The sequence below is a fragment of the Pantoea sp. B9002 genome, assembly GCF_013385945.1.
Classification (GTDB): Bacteria; Pseudomonadota; Gammaproteobacteria; order Enterobacterales; family Enterobacteriaceae; genus Pantoea.
On sequence record NZ_JACAPA010000010.1, the window covers coordinates 234,573 to 255,067 of the forward strand.

The 20,495-nt window shown below is 57.4% G+C and carries 19 protein-coding genes; 13 read left to right on the plus strand and 6 right to left on the minus strand.

The features are described 5' to 3' along the window. Positions 1–37 precede the first annotated feature (37 nt). Complete coding sequence (gene fadL / locus HX773_RS08280; RefSeq protein WP_176971156.1) at positions 38–1,321, minus strand: long-chain fatty acid transporter FadL; 1,284 nt, start codon at positions 1,319–1,321, stop codon at positions 38–40. Positions 1,322–1,680: 359 nt separating this feature from the next. On the opposite strand from fadL, the gene HX773_RS08285 reads away from it, so the two are divergent. The 4 genes from HX773_RS08285 (at position 1,681) to sixA (ending at position 6,261) form a co-directional block, all read left to right on the plus strand. Then, complete coding sequence (locus HX773_RS08285; RefSeq protein ID WP_176971157.1) at positions 1,681–1,977, plus strand: YfcZ/YiiS family protein; 297 nt, start codon at positions 1,681–1,683, stop codon at positions 1,975–1,977. 166 nt (positions 1,978–2,143) lie between these two features. Continuing rightward, positions 2,144–3,454: an acetyl-CoA C-acyltransferase FadI gene (gene fadI / locus HX773_RS08290; protein ID WP_176971158.1), complete on the plus strand. Its 1,311-nt coding sequence runs from the start codon at positions 2,144–2,146 to the stop codon at positions 3,452–3,454. Then, a complete protein-coding gene (fadJ, locus tag HX773_RS08295) occupies positions 3,454–5,583 on the plus strand; it encodes a fatty acid oxidation complex subunit alpha FadJ (protein ID WP_176971159.1) in 2,130 nt (709 codons plus the stop codon). The genes fadI and fadJ overlap by 1 nt, the downstream gene beginning before the upstream one ends. A gap of 195 nt (positions 5,584–5,778) precedes the next feature. After that, entirely contained in the window at positions 5,779–6,261 is a 483-nt protein-coding gene (sixA, locus tag HX773_RS08300) for a phosphohistidine phosphatase SixA (RefSeq protein ID WP_176971160.1), read from the plus strand. Positions 6,262–6,315: 54 nt separating this feature from the next. Here the strand turns inward: sixA and smrB are convergent, their stop codons facing one another. Beyond that, complete coding sequence (smrB, locus tag HX773_RS08305) at positions 6,316–6,864, minus strand: endonuclease SmrB (RefSeq protein ID WP_176971161.1); 549 nt, start codon at positions 6,862–6,864, stop codon at positions 6,316–6,318. Between the two features lie 159 nt (positions 6,865–7,023). Here smrB and prmB point away from each other — a divergent pair, with 159 nt between their 5' ends. The 6 genes from prmB to HX773_RS08335 all read left to right on the plus strand — a co-directional run bounded on the left by prmB (position 7,024) and on the right by HX773_RS08335 (position 11,651). After that, positions 7,024–7,956, plus strand: coding sequence for a 50S ribosomal protein L3 N(5)-glutamine methyltransferase (prmB, locus tag HX773_RS08310; protein ID WP_008101261.1), 933 nt, complete (start codon positions 7,024–7,026; stop codon positions 7,954–7,956). Between the two features lie 46 nt (positions 7,957–8,002). After that, positions 8,003–9,088, plus strand: coding sequence for a chorismate synthase (gene aroC / locus HX773_RS08315; protein ID WP_007889217.1), 1,086 nt, complete (start codon positions 8,003–8,005; stop codon positions 9,086–9,088). An 8-nt stretch (positions 9,089–9,096) separates the two neighbouring features. Then, positions 9,097–9,921, plus strand: coding sequence for a penicillin-insensitive murein endopeptidase (mepA, locus tag HX773_RS08320; protein ID WP_176971202.1), 825 nt, complete (start codon positions 9,097–9,099; stop codon positions 9,919–9,921). A gap of 8 nt (positions 9,922–9,929) precedes the next feature. Next, positions 9,930–10,727, plus strand: a complete 798-nt coding sequence (locus tag HX773_RS08325; protein WP_176971162.1) for a sulfite exporter TauE/SafE family protein — start codon at positions 9,930–9,932, stop codon at positions 10,725–10,727. 66 nt (positions 10,728–10,793) lie between these two features. Next, on the plus strand, positions 10,794–11,339 hold the full coding sequence (locus HX773_RS08330) for an elongation factor P hydroxylase (RefSeq protein ID WP_176971163.1): 546 nt from the start codon (positions 10,794–10,796) through the stop codon (positions 11,337–11,339). Positions 11,340–11,369: 30 nt separating this feature from the next. Beyond that, positions 11,370–11,651 carry a YfcL family protein gene (locus HX773_RS08335; protein ID WP_008101252.1) on the plus strand — a complete coding sequence of 94 codons (282 nt, stop codon included), beginning with the start codon at positions 11,370–11,372 and terminating at the stop codon, positions 11,649–11,651. A 29-nt stretch (positions 11,652–11,680) separates the two neighbouring features. Here HX773_RS08335 and mnmC read toward each other — a convergent pair whose 3' ends face one another. Further along, a complete protein-coding gene (mnmC, locus tag HX773_RS08340) occupies positions 11,681–13,693 on the minus strand; it encodes a bifunctional tRNA (5-methylaminomethyl-2-thiouridine)(34)-methyltransferase MnmD/FAD-dependent 5-carboxymethylaminomethyl-2-thiouridine(34) oxidoreductase MnmC (protein ID WP_176971164.1) in 2,013 nt (670 codons plus the stop codon). Positions 13,694–13,846: 153 nt separating this feature from the next. Here mnmC and fabB point away from each other — a divergent pair, with 153 nt between their 5' ends. Together fabB and HX773_RS08350 are read left to right on the plus strand one after the other, a co-directional pair. Then, a complete protein-coding gene (fabB, locus tag HX773_RS08345; RefSeq protein WP_176971165.1) occupies positions 13,847–15,067 on the plus strand; it encodes a beta-ketoacyl-ACP synthase I in 1,221 nt (406 codons plus the stop codon). A 219-nt stretch (positions 15,068–15,286) separates the two neighbouring features. Then, positions 15,287–16,468, plus strand: coding sequence for an MFS transporter (locus HX773_RS08350; protein ID WP_176971166.1), 1,182 nt, complete (start codon positions 15,287–15,289; stop codon positions 16,466–16,468). On the opposite strand, the gene HX773_RS08355 is transcribed toward HX773_RS08350, so the two are convergent. Then, the gene (locus HX773_RS08355) at positions 16,431–17,867 is read right to left on the minus strand and encodes a PLP-dependent aminotransferase family protein (RefSeq protein ID WP_176971167.1); all 1,437 of its coding nucleotides are present in this window, start codon (positions 17,865–17,867) and stop codon (positions 16,431–16,433) included. The two genes, HX773_RS08350 and HX773_RS08355, sit on opposite strands and share 38 nt — an antisense overlap. Positions 17,868–17,953: 86 nt before the next feature. Here HX773_RS08355 and HX773_RS08360 point away from each other — a divergent pair, with 86 nt between their 5' ends. Continuing rightward, on the plus strand, positions 17,954–18,397 hold the full coding sequence (locus tag HX773_RS08360; protein ID WP_176971168.1) for a rhodanese-like domain-containing protein: 444 nt from the start codon (positions 17,954–17,956) through the stop codon (positions 18,395–18,397). Here the strand turns inward: HX773_RS08360 and flk are convergent. Further along, on the minus strand, positions 18,394–19,425 hold the full coding sequence (gene flk, locus HX773_RS08365; RefSeq protein ID WP_101763630.1) for a flagella biosynthesis regulator Flk: 1,032 nt from the start codon (positions 19,423–19,425) through the stop codon (positions 18,394–18,396). The two genes, HX773_RS08360 and flk, sit on opposite strands and share 4 nt — an antisense overlap. A gap of 112 nt (positions 19,426–19,537) precedes the next feature. Continuing rightward, positions 19,538–20,443: a DMT family transporter gene (locus HX773_RS08370; protein WP_176971169.1), complete on the minus strand. Its 906-nt coding sequence runs from the start codon at positions 20,441–20,443 to the stop codon at positions 19,538–19,540. Positions 20,444–20,495 lie beyond the last annotated feature (52 nt).

Here is a 20,495-nt window from a genome sequence, read left to right on the forward strand (position 1 = left end):
GACATCGCTGTCGCCGTTATTCACATCACTTCAGGCATCAGAACTTGTAGTTAAAGTTCGCGCCATACAGCCAGGCTTTACCTTCAGAGTTAAAGGTATACGGGCCTTCTTTAACGGTGACTTTCTGACCGTGCATGTAAGAAATACCCAGGTCGACGGAAGCATCTTCATTGAACGCATAAGACGCACCGGCGCTCAGCCACAGACGATCCTGATCCGGGATGGAGATTGAACGTTTATCGGCCGGAACCGGGCTGTCATCAAAGGCGATACCGGTACGGAAGGTCCAGTTATCGTCGTAGAAGTAAGTGGTACCCAACGCGATACGGTAGGCATCGTGGAAGCCTTCATCCTTATAGAACAGCGTCTGGCCATTGCTGCCGGTGGCTTTCAGCTCCTGGAACTGGCTCCAGCTGGTATACGTCAGGCTGTAGTGAACCGCCCATTGCGGCGCCACTTTATGCCATCCTGAAACTTCCCACATCTCTGGCAGGTTTAAGGTCAGAGAGCCCGGAATGGTTGAGCCGCCGGTGCCGTAAGGCAGGCCTAACAGCTGCGCTTGCGGCAGAGAATTTACGTAACCCGGCAGGCTGCTTTTGTAATCGCCATCAAAGTCGATTTTAACTTCTGAGCGATAGGTGAAACCGAAGCGGTTGTTCTTATCCACTTCATACAAAATGCCGGCGTTCCAGCCGTAACCCCATTCATCACCCTTTAAATGGGCAATTTGGGTATTGGCAGGAATGCCCAGCGCTGCACCAGATTCACCGGCATAACGCTCAATTTTCGCTTTTGCGTAGACCGCATCAAAGCCGATACCAAAACTGAAATTCTCATTCAGTCGATAAGCGGTGCTGATATTAAAATTACCGGTCATCAGGTCGGTTTTGCCGCCATAACCACCTGCGGTATAGCCGTCATTAAATTCGGTTGCCAGACCATAGTTGGAGGTCGCAGATGCACCAATCCACCACTGATCGTTAATCGGATGCACGTAGTGAAGATTAGGGATCCACTGATTCGGCGCAATATTTTTGGCATCGAGGCTGCGACCAGACGGGCTCTGACCACTAATATCCACTTCAGGATCAATATAAACCGCGCCGATAGAGAAAGAAGGGCGATCCATTAACGCCATGGTTGCCGGGTTACGGCTGGCAGAGGCGGCGGTATCACCCATCGCACCTTCGCCGGAATATGCACGACCTAAACCAATTGCTGAGAATTCATTCAGTTGAAAGCCCGCGGCGTAAACATGAGAACAGACGAGCGTTACTGCAGCTGCCACAGCTGACTTTGCAAACAGGTTTTTATGGTTCATGACCACAACCTCATCTAGATTTATTATTTAACGTTGTTACGTCGCGTAACAAAGAGCGGCGAATTGTAGGGACTGATGGCAAAACCACATATCAGACCAGTGCGACGAGTATAGGTCCGACCTGTGTATTTGTTGCAATAATGTTTTTTAAATATTTCTAATTTGATCGATAAAATCAGATCTGCTTAACAAAATCTTAGCGGTTCGCCCTCAACATAGCTTTCAATTTTGTTCTGGATCAATTTTTAGTGTGATATTCGTCACTTAGCGGCTTGATCGTGGATGTGAAAACGCAGCAGGCGTACACTTTGCGGCAGAAAATAATCCGATTATGTTGAATTTATCGTCAGGAGAGAACCATGACTGATGCCATTAAAAAGTGTAGTGCGAACGAAACAGCGGCCTGCTGCTGTGTCGATGTGGGAACCGTGATGGATAACACCGATTGCACCGCAAGCTGGTCTGGCGTGTTTGCCGATCGCCATGCGGCGGAAGCGATGCTGGCGCATTTGACTGAACGCGCGCGTCAGGTCGAATCCGATCCTTGCGATATTCGCGCGGATTTTGCCAATGAAGGCGACGCGGTGCGCCTCTCTATCGACTTCACCTTTGCCTGCCAGGCCGAAACCCTGATTTTCCAGCTCGGCCTACGCTAATCACGCCGCTGCCGAAACCCCTTCGGCAGCCTTAACTCATTTTCGTGTATTCCCTCGCACTTTTTTCCTCTGCTTATTGGCTACTTAGCAACACTTAGTTAACACTGATGATCAGGTCAGACCTGTTTGGCAATGATGCCCCGGTCGAAAATTACAGGTGATTGCAATGAGCAAAGCGCAGCCGCTGCTGACGCGTCAGGGCGAACGTATCGCCATAACCCACGGATTACGCACCCCTTTTGCCCGTCAGGCGACCGATTTCCACGGCATTCCCGCGCTGGAGCTGGGACGCATGGTGATCAGCGAACTGATGGCGCGCAGCGAATTACCGGTCGACGTTATCGATCAACTGGTGTTTGGTCAGGTGGTGCAGATGCCTGAAGCGCCCAACATTGCGCGTGAAATTGTTCTGAGCAGCGGATTGAGCGTACATACCGATGCGTATAGCGTTAGTCGCGCCTGCGCCACCAGTTTTCAGGCGGTGGCAAACGTGGCGGAAAGTTTAATGGCGGGCACCATCGATGCCGGCATTGCCGGTGGTGCGGATTCATCCTCGGTGCTGCCGATTGGCGTCAGTAAAACTCTGGCGCGTGCGCTGGTGGATCTCAACAAAGCGCGCAGCTTCAGTCAAAAACTCAGCATCCTGCGCCGTTTGCGCCCGCGCGATCTGTTGCCGGTGCCGCCGGCGGTGGCGGAGTATTCCACCGGGTTGCGCATGGGAGATACCGCCGAGCAGATGGCGAAAAGTCACGGCATCACGCGTGAACAGCAGGACGCGTTGGCACTGCGTTCGCACCAGCATGCGGCGCGCGCCTGGCAATCGGGCGTGTTAAGCCAGGAAGTGATGCCCGCGTTTGTGCCACCGTGGAAAGCGCCCATCGAGCAGGACAACAATATTCGCTTCAACGCCAGCGCCGCCGATTACGCCAAACTGCGCCCGGCGTTTGATCGTCGCCACGGTTCGGTGACCGCCGCCAACAGCACGCCGCTGACCGATGGCGCCGCAGCGGTGATCCTGATGCGTGAAGGGCGCGCGCGCGAACTTGGCATTCAGCCGCTCGGCTATCTGCGCAGCTACGCTTTTACGGCGATTGATGTCTGGCAGGACATGCTGCTTGGACCGGCCTACGCCTCGCCGCTGGCGCTGGACCGCGCCGGCATCACGCTCAACGATCTGACGCTGATTGATATGCATGAAGCCTTTGCCGCACAAACTTTAGCCAACCTGAAAATGTTCCGTGACGAACGCTTTGCGCGCGAGGTGTTGAATCGTCCGCATGCGCTGGGCGAAGTGAATGAAGAGCGCTTTAACGTGCTCGGCGGATCGATTGCTTATGGTCATCCGTTTGCCGCTACCGGCGCACGCATGATCACGCAGACGCTGCAGGAACTGCGGCGGCGCGGTGGCGGATTAGGATTGGTCACCGCCTGCGCGGCGGGCGGTTTGGGTACGGCAATGGTTTTGGAGGCCGAATAATGAGCGAATCCGCCTTTCATTTACACATGCGCCTCGACCACGTTGGTGTGATCACCATCGATGTGCCGGGCGAGAAGATGAACACGCTGAAGGCCGAGTTTGTGCCGCAAATCAAAGCGATACTGGATGAAGCGCGCAGCCATCGGGAGTTGGCCGGATTAGTGTTGATCTCCGGCAAGCCAGACAACTTTGTTGCCGGTGCGGATATCAGCATGATCGCCAGCTGCAAAACGGCGCAGGAAGCTGAGGCGCTGGCAAAGCAGGGACAAGATGTGATGGCGATGATTGCCGCGCTGCCGTTTCCGGTGGTGGCGGCGATTCACGGTGCCTGCCTTGGCGGCGGTCTGGAACTGGCGCTGGCCTGCGATGCGCGCATCTGTTCGCTGGATGACAAAACGCGCCTCGGTTTGCCGGAAGTGCAGCTCGGTCTGCTGCCGGGTTCTGGTGGTACGCAACGTTTGCCGCGCCTGATTGGCGTACAGCAGGCGCTGCCGCTGATCCTTACCGGCAAACAGCTGCGCGCTAAACAGGCGCTTAAGCTCGGGATTGTCGATGACGCGGTGCCGCAATCGATTCTGCTGGAAACGGCGATTGCGCGCGTACATAAAGGAAAAGGCGCGCGCCGGGAGCTTTCGCGCCGCGATCGTTTGCTGCAGGGACCGATTGCGCGTCAGGTGCTGTTCTCGCTGGCGCAGCGGCAAACCCACAGCAAAACCCAGGGCAACTATCCAGCGGCTGACCGTATTCTTGACGTGGTGCGCATCGGTCTGGAGCAGGGCAGCAGCGCCGGGCATGAAGCCGAAGCGCGTGCCTTTGGCCAACTGGCGATGACGCCAGAATCGGCCGCGCTGCGCAGTTTGTTCTTCGCCTCAACGGCCTTAAAGAAAGAGTCGATGGCCAGTGTCGAGCCGCAAGTGCTGAAGCAGATTGGCGTGCTCGGCGGCGGTTTGATGGGCGGCGGCATCGCCAGCGTTACGGCGCTGAAAGCCGGTTTGCCAGTGCGCATTAAAGACATCAATCTCAATGGCGTGAATCATGCGCTGCAATACAGCTGGGATCTGCTGAGCAATAAGGTGAAGCGGCGTCAGCTAAAAGCCGCCGAACGTCAGCAGCAGATGGCGCGCATCAGCGGCGGCACCGATTATCAGGGATTCAGCCAGCGCGATCTGGTGATTGAAGCGGTATTTGAGGATCTGGCGCTCAAGCAGCAGATGGTCAGCGAAATCGAAAGCCATTGCCAGCCGCATACCATATTCGCCTCCAATACCTCGTCGCTGCCGATTGCCGACATTGCCACCCATGCGCAGCGACCAGAAAATATTATCGGCCTGCACTACTTCAGCCCGGTGGACAAAATGCCGCTGGTGGAGGTGATTCCTCACGCCAACACCTCGGCGCAAACGCTGGCGAACACCGTGCAGCTGGCGCGACAGCAGGGCAAAACGGCGGTGGTGGTGGCGGATCGTCCCGGCTTTTACGTTAACCGCATTCTCGCGCCCTATATAAATGAAGCGATGCACTGTTTGCAGGAAGGTGAGCCGATTGAGCATATCGATCGCGCGTTAGTGAAATTTGGTTTCCCGGTTGGGCCGCTGCAGCTGCTGGATGAAGTGGGCATTGATGTCGGCAGCAAAATCAGCCCGATTCTCGAGCAGGCTTACGGTTCACGTTTCAGCGCGCCCAACGCCGCGAACGCCATTCTGGCCGACGGCAGAAAAGGGCGTAAAAACCACAAAGGGTTTTACCTCTATCAACGTTCGCGCTGGCCGGGAAAACGCAAAGTCGATGCTTCCCTTTATTCACTACTGAATATCAAACCGCAGGCGAAGCAGAGCGAAGCGCAGATCGCTGAGCGCTGTGTATTGATGATGCTGAACGAAGCGGCACGCTGTCTGGATGAAGCGGTAATCCGCAACGCGCGTGATGGCGATATTGCGGCGGTATTTGGCATCGGTTTTCCGCCGTTCCTTGGCGGTCCGTTCCGCTATATGGATCAGCGCGGCATTGGCGATATCGTCAAAGCATTAAGGTCATTAATGCAGCAGCACGGCGAGCGTTTTGCGCCGAGTGAGGCGCTGATCGCAATGTCAGAACAGCAAACGAATTTTTACACTTCTGCACAATCGTGAATAGGCGCACAGATTCAGCGGGTTAGTCAGAGGGCCGCGCAGCGGCAAGCGCGGCACCATTCTGAGATATGCTTATTTAATAAACAACCGGTTGACTATACTGAAGCCATTGGGGTAAAACACACCGTTCATTCGCAGAATGAAGCGTCTGGTGCTGTGGTACCGGGCGATATCGACAAACAACAGCGGTGCTTTATGCAAGTTTTTATCATGCGTCATGGCGATGCAGCTCTGGAAGCAGCGAGTGATTCTGTTCGACCTCTCACACTCTGTGGCTGTGATGAATCGAGAGCGATGGCGAGCTGGCTCAACGGCAAAACGCCAGAAATTGATCGGGTATTAGTCAGTCCTTACCTGCGTGCCGAGCAAACGCTCGCCACGGTGCGCGAAACCCTGAAATTGCCAGAAGGGCAGGATGTCTTGCCGGAACTGACGCCGGGCGGCGATCCAGGCATGGTGGCCTGCTATCTGCAGGCGCTGGCACAAAAAGGGGTTAAATCGGCGCTGGTGATTTCGCATCTGCCGCTGGTGGGTTATCTGGTGTCTGAACTCTGCCCGCAGGAAGCGCCGCCGATGTTCGCGACCTCGGCAATAGCCTGTGTGAACTTTGATGCAGCTGCCTGCGAAGGCAAGCTGGAGTGGCAGGTCAGCCCGTCAAAATTGGCTAAAGCGATGTAATTCCGCTCTATGGGCCGCTTACAAATGCGGCCCTATCCTTTTTTACCGCAGCCTTTACGGCAGTTCAGGCGGTTGCCACTCTTCTACCTCTATCAGCACCAGCAATGCGGCGTCGCCGCCAAACACTTTCGGTGCCTGATGAAATGCCATCACATGCGGATGTTGTGCCAGCCACAGCGGTGTTTGCTGCTTGAGGATGTGTTTACCGTGTCCGGTCATGACGCTGGCACAAAACAGATGCTCACGGCGACAGGCGGCGATCAGCGCGCCCAGCTCCTGTTTGGCCTGCATCTGCGTTAAGCCGTGCAGATCGAGAAAAATTTCCGGCGTGTAATCGCCACGACGCAATTTCTTCTGCTCGTAATGGCTGACATCGGCGCGCACGTAGCGCACCGGACCTTCACTGGAAAGCAGCGGTTGAAACTCGTCAGAAAAGTAATGACTGTTATCGGCTTGTTCCGAAATCAAGCGTTTCAACGGCAGTTGGCGCGTTTTCACCACCGGTTTATGCACGATGGTGTCCTGTTTCAGCTTGCGCGTTCCGGTCATTAATTGGCGGAACATCTGCTGATCGTCCTGGCTTAGCGGCGTTTTTTTACTCATGGCTCTGTGCTGGGGTCAGAAAAGGCTGATAAACATCAAGTCGCATACCTTAACCGTTAGCGTTAACAAATGTCAGCTTTTTCGCCTCGCTGCGCTGAATTCTGCCCGGCTTCGTGGCACACTATCGGCCGATTGATTTTATGGCCTGCGGAGGGCTACGTGGACAAGATATTCGTCGATGAGGCAGTGAATGAACTGCACACCATTCAGGACATGCTGCGCTGGGCTGTCAGCCGTTTTTCGGCGGCAGGCATTTGGTACGGCCACGGCACGGATAATCCCTGGGACGAAGCAGTCCAACTGGTTCTGCCAACGCTGTGGCTGCCGCTGGATATTCCAGAAGATATGCGCAATGCGCGCCTGACCGCCAGCGAGCGTCATCGCATTGTTGAGCGCGTGATTCGCCGCGTCAACGAGCGCATTCCGGTGGCGTATCTCACCAACAAAGCCTGGTTCTGCGGTCACGAATTTTACGTTGATGAGCGCGTATTAGTGCCGCGTTCACCGATTGGTGAACTGATTGAGAACCGTTTTGCCGGTTTGATCAGCGATTCGCCTAATCACATTCTCGATATGTGTACCGGCAGCGGCTGCATCGCCATTGCCTGCGCTTACGCCTTCCCGGAAGCGGAAGTGGATGCAGTCGATATCTCCACCGATGCGCTGGCTGTTGCCGAGCAGAACATCGAAGAGCACGGCCTGCTGAACCACGTCACGCCAATCCGTGCCGATCTGTTCCGCAACTTGCCGCCGGTGAAATACGATCTGATCGTCACCAATCCGCCGTACGTGGATGCGGAAGATATGGACGATCTGCCGAACGAATATCGCCACGAGCCGGAACTCGGTCTGGCGGCGGGCAGCGACGGCCTGAAACTGGTGCGTCGCATTCTGGCCTGTGCGCCGGATTACCTCACCGAGCAAGGCGTGCTGATTTGCGAAGTGGGTAACAGCATGGTGCACATGATCGATCAGTATCCAGACGTGCCGTTTACCTGGCTGGAGTTTGATAACGGCGGTGACGGCGTGTTTATGCTGACGCGCGAGCAAATCGTGGCGGCACAGCATCACTTCTCATTCTACAAAGACTAAATAAGAGGGCGAGCGCTCGCCCGCAACATCGCAACAAGGAACCAGCATGGCCGGAAACAGCATCGGACAAGTTTTTCGCGTAACCACTTTTGGCGAGTCGCATGGTATTGCGCTGGGCTGCATCGTTGATGGTGTGCCGCCCGGCATTCCGCTGACGGAAGCCGACATCCAGCACGATCTCGATCGTCGTCGTCCTGGCACTTCGCGCTACACCACGCAGCGCCGCGAGCCGGATCAGGTGAAAATTTTGTCCGGCGTGTTTGAGGGCGTGACGACGGGGACTTCAATCGGTCTGTTGATTGAGAACACCGACCAGCGTTCACAGGATTACGGCACGATCAAAGATCTGTTCCGTCCTGGCCATGCCGATTATACCTACGAGCAAAAATACGGCCTGCGCGACTATCGTGGCGGCGGACGCTCTTCCGCGCGTGAAACCGCGATGCGCGTGGCGGCAGGTGCGATTGCCAAGAAGTATTTGCAGATGAAGCACGGCATCGTGGTGCGCGGCTATCTGGCGCAGATTGGCGATGTGGCCTGCGAGCTGAAAGACTGGAGCATCGTAGAAGAGAACCCGTTCTTCTGCCCGGATGCCTCCAAACTGGAAGCGCTGGATGAACTGATGCGCGGCCTGAAAAAAGAGGGCGATTCTATCGGCGCCAAAGTCACCGTGCTGGCGGAGAACGTGCCGCCGGGCCTGGGCGAGCCGGTATTTGATCGTCTGGATGCAGATTTAGCGCATGCGCTGATGAGCATCAACGCGGTGAAAGGCGTGGAGATCGGCGACGGTTTCGCGGTGATCAACCAGCGCGGCAGTCAGCATCGCGATGAGATTCGTGCCAACGGTTTCCAGAGCAACCACGCGGGCGGCATTTTGGGCGGCATCAGCAGCGGCCAAACCATCAGCGCCAATCTGGCGATGAAACCGACCTCCAGCATCACCGTGCCAGGCAACACCATCACGCGCGATGGTGAAGAAGTCGAGATGATCACCAAAGGTCGTCACGATCCGTGCGTCGGCATTCGCGCCGTGCCGATTGCCGAAGCGATGATGGCGATTGTGTTGATGGATCACCTGCTGCGCCAGCGTGCGCAAAACGGTGACGTCAACAGCAGCGTTCCGCGCTGGTAAGCCCGATGATGCGTCGTCTGCTCATCACCTGTGCCGCGCTGTTATGCAGTGCGGCCGCCGTTGCCGCCACGCCGTGGCAGCAAATTCATCAGCCGATTGCCGGCAGCCCGCAGTCGATTGGCGGTTTCGCCAACGGCTGTATTGTCGGTGCGCAGCAGTTGCCGCTCAACTCACCTAATTATCAGGTGATGCGCCAGGATCAACGCCGTTATTACGGCCATCCCGATCTGATCGCCTTTATTCAGCGTCTCAGCACTCAGGTTCATCAGCTTCAGCTGGGGCAAGTGCTGATTGGCGATATGGGCATGGCGGCGGGTGGCCGTTTTAGCAGCGGCCACGCCAGCCATCAAACCGGTCTGGATGTTGATATCTGGCTGCAGCTGCCGAAAACCCGCTGGACGGCGCAGCAATTACTCAAGCCGCAGCCGCTCGATCTGGTTTCTGCCGATGATAAACAGGTGATTGCGCGTCACTGGCAGCCGCAAATTGACAGCCTGATTAAACTGGCAGCGAAAGATGATGAAGTCACACGTATCTTCGTCAATCCAGCGATTAAAAGGCAGCTTTGTGCCGATGCCGGTAGCGATCGCGCGTGGCTGAATAAAGTGCGTCCGTGGTTCGCCCATCGTGCGCACATGCACGTGCGTCTGCGTTGCCCGGCGGGCAGTCTGGAGTGTGAAGACCAGGCACCTCAACCGGCGGGCGATGGCTGTGGCGCTGAGCTGGACAGCTGGTTCCTGCCGAAAAAACCAGGTAGTACGCCGCCGGTGAAGAAAACGCCGCCGCCACTTCCGCCGTCTTGCCAGGCGTTATTAGATAAGCATCTTCTGTAGGTACTGCAATGGATTGGTTTGTTGTCAGCCCGCTGGTGCTCGGCGTGCTGTTTTTCGTGGCGGTGCTGGCGGCGTTTATCGACTCCATTGCCGGTGGCGGTGGTTTGCTCACCGTGCCTTCGTTGCTGGCGGCCGGGCTTTCTCCGGCACAGGCGTTAGCCACCAATAAGCTGCAATCGGTCGGCGGATCGTTCTCCGCCAGCCTCTATTTCATCCGACGTGGTGCGGTGAATCTGAGCGAGCAGTGGCTGAATATCGCCATGACCTTTCTCGGCGCGATTGCCGGCACCATTCTGATTCAGCACTTACAAGCGGATGTGCTGCGCCAAATCTTACCGCTGCTGCTGATCTGCATCGGTTTGTGGTTCCTGCTGATGCCGCGTTTGGGCGAAGCCGATCGCGAACGTCGTCTGCACGGTTTGCCCTATGCGCTGGTGGGCGGCGGCTGCGTCGGCTTCTACGACGGCTTCTTTGGTCCCGGCGCCGGCTCGTTCTATGCGCTGGCCTTCGTTACGCTGTGCGGCTTCAATCTGGCGAAAGCCACCGCCCACGCCAAAATCCTAAATTTCACCTCGAATTTTGGCAGTTTGCTGTTCTTTATGTTCGGCGGAAAAGTGGTGTGGGGCACCGGCGCGATTATGCTGCTCGGCGCCTTTATCGGCGCGCGCCTCGGTGCCAAGCTGGTGTTGAGCCGCGGTCAGAAACTGATTCGCCCCATGGTGGTGACGGTTTCTGCGGTGATGAGCGCCAAATTGTTATGGGACAGTCACGGCGCAGAATTGATGGCCTGGCTGGCCACGCTGTAATCCAACACTCGTCAAGACCGGCTGCCAATGCGACAATGGCGCCGGTTTTTTTAAAGATTAAAAATTATGAGTACAACACACCATTACGATCAGCTGATTGCCATCTTTGATGGCTGCTTCGTTGACGATTTTCAGACCCGTCTAATTAAAGGCGACGACGAACCTATTTATCTTCCAGCGGATGAAACCTCACTGTGGAATCGCGTGGTGTTCGCACACGGCTACTACGCCAGCGGACTGCATGAAATTTCCCACTGGTGCATTGCCGGTGAAGCGCGCCGCAAGCTGGTGGATTTTGGTTATTGGTATTGCCCGGACGGACGCGATGCGCAAACGCAGAGCCAGTTCGAATCGGTTGAGGTAAAACCGCAGGCGCTGGAGTGGTTGTTCTGCGTGGCGGCGGGCTTTCCCTTCAACGTAAGTTGTGACAATCTCGAAGGCGATTGTGAGCCAGATCGCATAGCGTTTCAGCGCAAGGTTCATGCACAGGTGATGACGTATCTGCAGCAGGGCATTCCGGCTCGACCGGCCCGTTTCATCGATGCACTGACGAATTATTACGGCACGCCGCCACTGACGGCGGCACAATTCCCTTGGCCGGAAGATCTGTAATCCGCGAAGGTTATAAGAAGAGAGGAAGAGATGATCGTAGAATTTGAAACCCGCATTCTGGCCCTGATTGATGACATGGTCGATCACGCCAGCGATGACGAGCTGTTTGCAGGCGGCTATCTGCGTGGTCATCTGACCCTGGCAGTGGCGGAAATTGAGCTGAGCGGTGAACACACGCCGGAAGCGCTGCAAACTCACGTCACCAACAGCCTGCAAAAAGCCATTGCTGCTGGCGAACTGTCGCCACGCGATCAGGCGCTGGTCACCGGCATGTGGGACAATCTGTTCCTGCAGGCACGTCAAACCGCTTAACCTCTCGGGGCGATCGCTCGCCCCGCAGATTATCGACCCGCTTTTTTACCCTTCAGCAGTTTTCGCACCCAATAGCGATTCGGACTCATCGCCGCCAGCGTAGCTGCATCCAGCGGCTGCGGTTCGCCGCTCATCTGCGCCGCCAGCACTTCGGCCGCCAGCGGTGCGCTGCACAAGCCACGCGAGCCTAATGCGCCCAACACAAACAAACCGTTATGCACCGGCGCATCGGCCACGCTTGCACCGCGCGCGCGCTGTTCCGGCAGATCGGCGTATTGCGCCAACGTGGCGTCATAATCCGGCGCGCTGCCGCTCATCGGCAGGTGATCGCGCGTGGCACAGCGCACGCCGTTGCGCGCCTGGTTATCTGACACATCAACCTGTTGCGGCCATTGGCTCTGCGGCAGACAGTTAATCAGCCGCTGGCGATTCTCCTGCTGATCGTCGGCGCGGAAATCCGTTGCGGTATCGCCGCGATGATAGCTGGCGCCGATGCAATGGGTGGCGAAGTTCGGGCTGACCGGCGTGAGATAGCCGTCGTAGCACAGCACGGTGCGCAGCGCGCCCAACGACGGATTGGTCGGCGCGTGGCTCACTTGTCCCGCCACCGCGTACACCGGCAGCATGTTGCTTTGCTCAAGTTCCAGCAACGCATGGCCATTCGCCAGCACCACTTGAGAATGCTGCACCGGCGGCTGCTCATTGAAGTGCAGCGTCCAGCGATCTTCATCGCGCGTTAGCTGCGTGACGCGATGCAGCCAGTGAAGGCGTAATCCCCGCGATTGCGCATATTCCAGCAGATTGCTGGTCAGCTGCGCAGGCGATAGCCAGCCACCTTGCGGATAAAAAATCCCGCCGACATCAATTTCGACGCCCGCCAGCTGTTGCGCTTCTTCTTTATTAACGCCGTACGCGATGTCATGCGGCAGTGCCATGTTGAGCATCTGCGCGATTTTCTCCGCGCTTTTGCTATCCCAGCCCAGCTGCAACACGCCGCTCCAATCATGCTCAAATTCCACGGGCAGCCGATCGTACAGACGTCGGGCAAAACTAAAAGCCGCCGGGAAAAAGGTAGCCAGCGCGGGATCGTGCTGATTGAGCAGCGGATAGAGCGCGCCCTGACGATTGCCGGATGCGCCCAGCGCGGGCGCCTCATCAGCGCAATAGAGCGTCACGCGCCAACCGCGTCGCAACAGCGCCAGCGCCAATACTGCGCTGGCGACACCGCCGCCAATCAGCGCCACTTCATTGCTGCCTGCCTGCGGGCGCGCATACCACGGCTGGCTGTGCGGCAATGCAGCGGCCTGTTCCAGCACGCCGACCAGCATTTCACGCTTGTGACCAAAGCCTTTGCGTTTCTGCATGCTGAAACCGGCGTCCTGCAACCCGCGCCGCACAAATCCCGATGCGGTAAAAGTCGCCAGCGTGCCGCCCGGCCGGGCGAGGCGCGCCATCGCGGCGAACAGCTCTGGCGTCCACATCTCTGGATTTTTCGCCGGCGCGAAGCCATCAAGGAACCACGCATCCACCTGACGATTGAGGCTGTCATCAAAGGTGTGAATTAGCGCGTTAATATCACCAAGCCAGAGATCCAGCGTGACTTCGCCGCCGTTAAACAGCAAGCGCTGACAACCCGGTAACGCCTGCGGCCACTGCTGTTGCAGCTGTTCGGCCCACGGCTGCAGCTCCGGCCAATGGGCATGCGCGGCAACCAGATCGGCGTGCGTCAGCGGGAATTTCTCGCAGCTGATGAAGTGCAGGCGTTGCAAAGTGGCGTTGGGCTGCTCATTTCGGAAGCGATCGAAGGCTTGCCACAGGGTGAGAAAGTTCAGACCAGTCCCAAAACCGCTCTCGGCGACAATAAATAAATCGCGCGAATGTTCAGCAAAACGGTGCGGAATATGGTTGCCATCGAGGAAGACATAGCGCGTTTCCTCCAGTCCATTATCGTTGGAGAAATAGACGTCGCCGAACGCTCGGGACACAGGTGTACCCTGTTCATTCCAGTTTATTTGGGCGTGTTCAACCGGGGTTAATTTCACGGGAAAGGCTCATATTTCAGGCAGTGGCGCGAGTTTAGCGATAGACGTCACATGACGCAAATTTACAAAGGGAAATGGCTGATCGGACTTGTTCGGCTTACAACTGTACGCTAGAGTGCACGTCATCCAAATATGTGGAACGAGGATTATTGAATGAAACGTGCAGTGATTACTGGCCTGGGTATTGTTTCCAGCATTGGTAATAACCAGCAAGAAGTGCTGGCTTCTCTGCGTGAAGGCCGTTCCGGTATTACTTTCTCTGAAGAGATGAGAGATGCCGGTATGCGCAGCCACGTATGGGGCAACGTCAAACTGGATACCAACGGGCTCATCGATCGCAAAATCGTGCGTTTTATGAGTGATGCCTCTATTTATGCTTATCTTTCAATGGCCGAAGCGATCAAAGATTCTGGCCTGACTGACGAACAGTATCAGCAAAATCCACGTGTGGGTTTGATTGCCGGTTCTGGCGGCGGTTCTCCGCGTTATCAGGTATTTGGTGCTGACGCCATGCGTAGCCCACGCGGCCTGAAAGCGGTCGGTCCTTATGTGGTGACCAAGGCGATGGGTTCAGGCGTTTCTGCTTGCCTGGCAACCCCGTTCAAAATTCACGGCGTGAACTACTCCATCAGTTCAGCCTGTGCCACTTCTGCACACTGCATCGGTAACGCCGTTGAGCAGATTCAGCTGGGCAAACAGGACATCGTGTTTGCTGGCGGCGGCGAAGAGCTGAGCTGGGAAATGGCCTGTGAGTTCGATGCGATGGGCGCACTGTCGACCAAATACAACGAAACCCCAGAAAAAGCTTCACGTACTTACGATGCCAACCGTGACGGTTTCGTCATCGCCGGCGGCGGCGGTATGGTGGTGGTTGAAGAGCTGGAGCACGCTCTGGCTCGCGGCGCACACATCTACGCTGAGATCGTGGGCTACGGCGCAACCTCAGATGGCGCAGACATGGTAGCTCCTTCAGGCGAAGGCGCAGTGCGCTGCATGAAGATGGCGATGCAAGGTCTGGATACCCCAATCGATTACCTCAACACCCACGGCACTTCTACGCCGGTTGGTGATGTGAAAGAGCTGGGTGCGATTCGCGAAGTGTTCGGCGACAACTCGCCGTCTATCTCTGCTACCAAAGCCATGACCGGTCACTCACTGGGTGCGGCGGGCGTGCAGGAAGCGATCTACACCTTGCTGATGCTGGAGCACGGTTTCATCGCGCCAAGCATCAACGTGGAAGAGCTGGATGAAGCGGGCAAAGGTCTGAACATCGTGACCAAGCCAACTGAAAAAGCGCTGACCACCGTGATGTCAAACAGCTTCGGTTTCGGCGGTACCAACGCCACCCTCACAATGCGTAAGTTGCCAGCATAATCCCGTAGGGTCGCCATTTATGGCGACCAAATTATGCCAGCACTATCTCAAGGGCCAGTTAATCTGGCCCTTGTTGTTTTTGACATTCCACCTCCTGCTTGCCTACACTCTCACTCCATCCGAAACAAAATTATCACTTCACACTAACGTGAACCAAATATCCCGTTTCTGTTTTGGCAGTAAGCGCGTGTCTGGTTATTACAAGGAGTTCGACCCATCATGACCACGACTGCTGACGCGCAGACGCAATCCGTTATGCCGCTGGCTTGCACCTCCTTTGCGGTGTTCCTCACCTATCTGACCGCCGGCCTCGCGCTGCCGGTGATCCCGCTGTATGTCCATCATGAACTCGGCATGAGCAACCTGATGGTTGGCGTGGCGGTGGGGATTCAGTTCTTCGCCACGCTGTTAACGCGCAGCTTTGCCGGGCGTCGAGCCGATCAGCACGGTGCGAAACTCACCACGCAGCACGGCATGCTGGCCATCGCGCTGGTGGGCGTGGCGTATCTGGCGGCGGCGTTGTTACCGGTTTCTCCGTGGGCGAAGTTCGGTTTGCTGGCGCTAGGGCGCTTGTTGTTAGGATTCGGCGAAAGTCTGCTGCTGACCGGCAATCTGACCTGGGGCATGGGATTGGTGGGCAGCAAACGTTCCGGATTAGTGATGTCGTGGAACGGCATGGCGATTTATGGATCGCTGGCGGCCGGTGCGCCACTCGGCTTGCTGATCAATCAGTACGGCGGCTTTGCTGCTCTCGGCGCGGTTGCGCTGCTGTTGCCGCTGCTGTCGCTGGCGATTAATAGCTGGATCCGCAACGTGCCGGTGGTGGGCGGCGAGCGGCCATCGCTGCTTAGCGTGGTGAAAACCATCTTTCAGCCGGGACTGGCGCTGGCGCTGCAGGGCACCGGTTTTGCGGTGATCGGCACCTTTACGTCACTCTATTTTGCAGCGGAGAACTGGGGCAATGCCGGTTTCGCGCTGACCGCTTTTGGCTGTGCGTTTGTGCTGGTGCGCGTGTTCTTTGGCGGCTTGCCGGATCGACACGGTGGCGTAAAAGTGGCGATGGTTTCCTTGCTGGTGGAAACCGCCGGTCTGATGCTGCTGGCGTTCGCCACTTCCGGCTGGATGGCACTGATTGGTGCGGCTCTGACCGGCTGCGGCTGCTCGCTGATCTTCCCGGCGCTGGGCGTTGAAGTGATCAAGCGCGTATCGCCGCAGATTCGCGGCACTGCGCTTGGCGGTTTCTCTGCGTTTCAGGATATCGCGTACGGTGCCAGCGGCCCGTTGACCGGCTTACTGGCGACGGCGCTGGGTTACGGCTCGGTCTATGTCGCGGGTGCCTGTTGTGCGGCGCTGGGCATTCTGGTTACCTGGACGTTTGCGCGGGCTGCGACAACAGCGTAACCAGCTTATCGCAGGCGCTGACAATCTCACCGGGCGTCAGCGCCGCAAAGCCCAGCAGCCAGCCCGCTTGCTGCACGTCACCGGCATAAAGCGGCGACAGGCGCGGCAGCAATAATCCGTTCTCTTTCGCCTGGGCGGTTAAGCGCGCTTCATCCCCTTGCAACAGCCGCACCGCTAACTGTAAGCCGCCAGCCGCCGGCAGCGGCTCAAGCCAGGGTGTTAAGCGCGTTTCGATCTGCTGTAGCAAGCAGTCACGTCGGCTGCGATAGAGTTGGCGCATCAGGCGCAAATGGCTGGCGAAATGGCCTTGCTGCAAAAACTCCGCGCTGATCGCCTGCGGCAGCAATGCGCTATGACCATCCATCACGCTGCGCGCGCGGCCCAACGGCTCTACCAGTTGTGGCGGCACCACTATCCACGCCAGCCGCAGCGACGGGAACAGCGTTTTGGAGAAAGTGCCGAGGCAAATCACCCGACCCTCCGCGGCTAATCCTTGCAGCGCCGGAGCCGGGCGATCCTCGTAGTGAAATTCGCTGTCGTAATCGTCCTCAATCAGCCAGCTATCCTGCTGCCGCGCCCACGCCAGCCACTGCAAGCGCCGCGCCAGGCTCATGGCTGTGCCGGTGGGATAGTGATGCGCCGGCGTCAGATAGACCAGTTTCGCGCTGCCGTTGAGCGGCACTGCGCCTTCTGCATCCAGCGGCATGGCGCGACAGCGCGCCCCGGCGGCAAGAAACGCATTGCGCGCGCCGGGATAACCCGGCTCTTCCAGCCACACTTCGTCACCCGCATCAAGGAACATCAACGCCAGCAACTGCAGCGCCTGCTGTGAACTGGTGAGGATCACCACTTGCTCCGCCGTGCATCGCACGCCGCGTGACAGCGCCAGATAATCCGCCACTGCCTGCCGCAGCGATGGCAATCCAAGCGGATCGCCGTAACCCATCACTTTGCTGCCCAGCGAGCGCTGCACCTGATTGCTGATGCGACGCCACTGCGCATGCGGGAAGGCGCGTAACTCGGGTGAACCGGCGGCAAAGGCGAGCGGAAAGGGCGGATCCTGACAGCCGCCCGTTGCCAAAACCTGCTGGCCGCGCTGAGAAAAGTGCGGCGAACGGTCGCTGCGGGTTTTGTTGGTGGGCGACGCCATGCGAATCGAAACAAAGGTCCCGCGCCCGCCGTAACGCTGCAGATAACCTTCGCTCTCTAATTGTGCATATGCCGCCTCCACCGTGACGCGCGACAGCGATAGGTCGGTAGCTAACTGGCGGCTGGACGGCAATTTCTGCTCATGCCGCAGATGCCCATTGGCGATAGCCTGACGCAAGGTGTTGCACAGTCGCTCACGTAAACCGCCCTGAGTTTGATGGCTAAACAGCGCGAGAAATGATGTGGTCACAGTGGTCTTATCGCTATGTCAGAAGTGGTATCAATATGCAGACCACTTTGCCGTAAACTCAGGGGAAATCACAACAGGAGAATGCGATGTCAGCGGTCTTAAAAATTGTCCCAGCCAGCGCCAGCGCAAGCGTGGCGTATCTGCAACATAAACTGGCGTACTACACCGATGCGTGGGATTTAGCGGAGGATTTGGCGCAGGGCATCACGGCAATCGTGGTGATTGATGCGCGCTCTGACGAGGTTTATCAGGCTGGACACATTTGCGGTGCACTTTCGTTTCCGCATCGCACCATGAATGCGGAATCCACGGCGCATCTCGATCGCAGCAAGGTTTACATCACCTATTGCGACGGCATCGGCTGTAACGGCTCAACCAAAGCCGCGCTCGAGCTGGCGTCGCTGGGTTTTCAGGTCAAGGAGTTAATTGGCGGGCTGGATTTTTGGAAACGCGATGGCCATCCGATGGCGTGGGGCGCGGCAGCGGGTGAGTGGCCACTCGCCACGCCCGCTGCACACTGCGGCTGCTAGATAAACAGCCACAGCAGGAAGATAAACAGGAAGATGCCAACAATCAGCGTTAACGCCGGGCGCTGGGCCAGCGGCTGCGGCAACATCTGGATAAACGGCGACCAGATTGGCTGCGGCCTAATTTCGCTATCGGCCAGTGGCTGTTCGTGCAGTTTTTCGGCGCGGCGGCTAAACAGCAGATTCAGCAGATCCTGTGTCTGCGCTGGCGTCAGCACGGTGGTCGGCAGCGCCTGGAAACGTTGCTGGCTGTAATCTTCCAGCAGTCGCTGCTCATCATGGGTTAATGGCTGGCGCAGCGAGGTTTCCAGCATCTGCAAGGTTGGCGCACTGTGCTGAGCCAGCGTCTGGCGCACCTGCAAATATTGCGTCAGCAGCGGGAAGTGGCGCGATGGGATCGGATCGCCACTTTTCAGATTCACCAGCTTCAGCGTATCGGCCAGCAGTTTCACCGGCGATTCACCGGTTTTCGCTGCAAGGCGCGTAACCTGCTGATTGAGCGACTGCTGTTCTGCTGGCAACAAGCTGCGATCGGAGACGCGCGTTTGCTGCGGCTGCGGGATCGCCATCTGGCCGTTTTGCAACATGGTCAGCACCTGACGCAGCTGATCCTGCGACAACGCGCTCAACACCGTTTGGTTAAACTGCTGACGAATAAAATCGCTCACCGCCTGACGATTATTGCCCTGCGGCAATTTTTCCAGCAGCTGTTGCAGCAGCTGGCGCGTAGCGAGGCTGTTTTGCACCTGGGTTAAGCGACCATTGAGATGCTGCTCCGCCGCCGGGAAGTGGCGCGATTGCAGCTCCGCCTCACTCTTCACCCCGACTTCATGTCGCACGCCAGCCCAGAGTTCGGGTGCTTTCAGCGTACTCAAAGACATAATGCGAACAATCAGACGTTCCAGCGTAGTGCGCTGCGCAGGAGAGAGCGGCTGCTCACCGGCTGGACCGCCAGGACGCGTTGGGCCAGTGGCCTGAGATAAAGGGGAACGATCGCCCGCGGGCACACCGGGACCGCTGAGAGGTTGCATGGCGGAATCCTTGAAAACGGGTCAGATCCGGGTGCGCCGGAAAAAAGAGGCCACATGATAGCAAAAGCCCCCAGGAAATCCACGGGGGCTGCGGCCTTTCCGGATAATAAAATCAGGCGGCGGGATCGGGAAGGGTCGCGCTGCGCGGCTTACGCAGCGGGGTTTTCAGACGTTGCGCCAGAATAACGCCGACTAACGTCATGCCACCGCCAATCCAGTGATAGCCATGCAGCTGCTCATGCAGGAACATCACGGCAATAATGGCAGTAAACGCCGGTACGAAATTCATAAAAATGCTGGTGGTGCTGGCGCCCAGACGCTGCACGCCAAGGATCCACAGGAACGGCGCGATGATCGATGCAAACAGCCCGGCATACAGCACCAGCGGCAGATTGTGCATGTTGAGCGTGACATCCGGCGCGCGCAGGAAGCCAGGCAGCAACAGCAGCACGCCAAAGAAAATCTGCACATACAGGCTTTGCCAGGTCGGCAGCGGAATCGCCCACCGCTTGGTCAGCACGCCGTACAAGGCGTAAGAAGTCGATGCTGCCAGCATCATCAATTCGCCATTGCCGAGCCGTTGATTCAGCAGCTGCGCCGGATTGCCTTCGCTCACCAGCCATACCAAACCGGCGAACGACAGCACGCCGCCGATCAGAATGCCGCGTGTCGGCGCGAGGCGCAGCACAAACAGGCTGAGCAGAATGGTCAGCAGCGGAATGGTCGCGCCGAGAATCCCCATCATCACCGCAGAAACGCTGTGCGCCGCGTAATAGGCGAGACTTTGATACAGCACCATGCCGAGCAGGCCGAGGATCAGCAATCGCCAGCCGTTGGCTTTAATGGTGTGACGATGACGCCACACACCCGGCAGGCAAAACGGTGCCAGCACCACCAGCGCCAGCAGCCAGCGATAAAAGGAGATCGCCGCAGGATCGATACTTCCCGCCGAGAGTTTGCTGACGATAGTGTTGATCGACCAGATCAGCACCGCGATCAGCGGAAACAGTAAATTCATGATACAGCTCCTCAGATAATCGCGAATAGTTTACGTTTGACCGGTTTAAAGC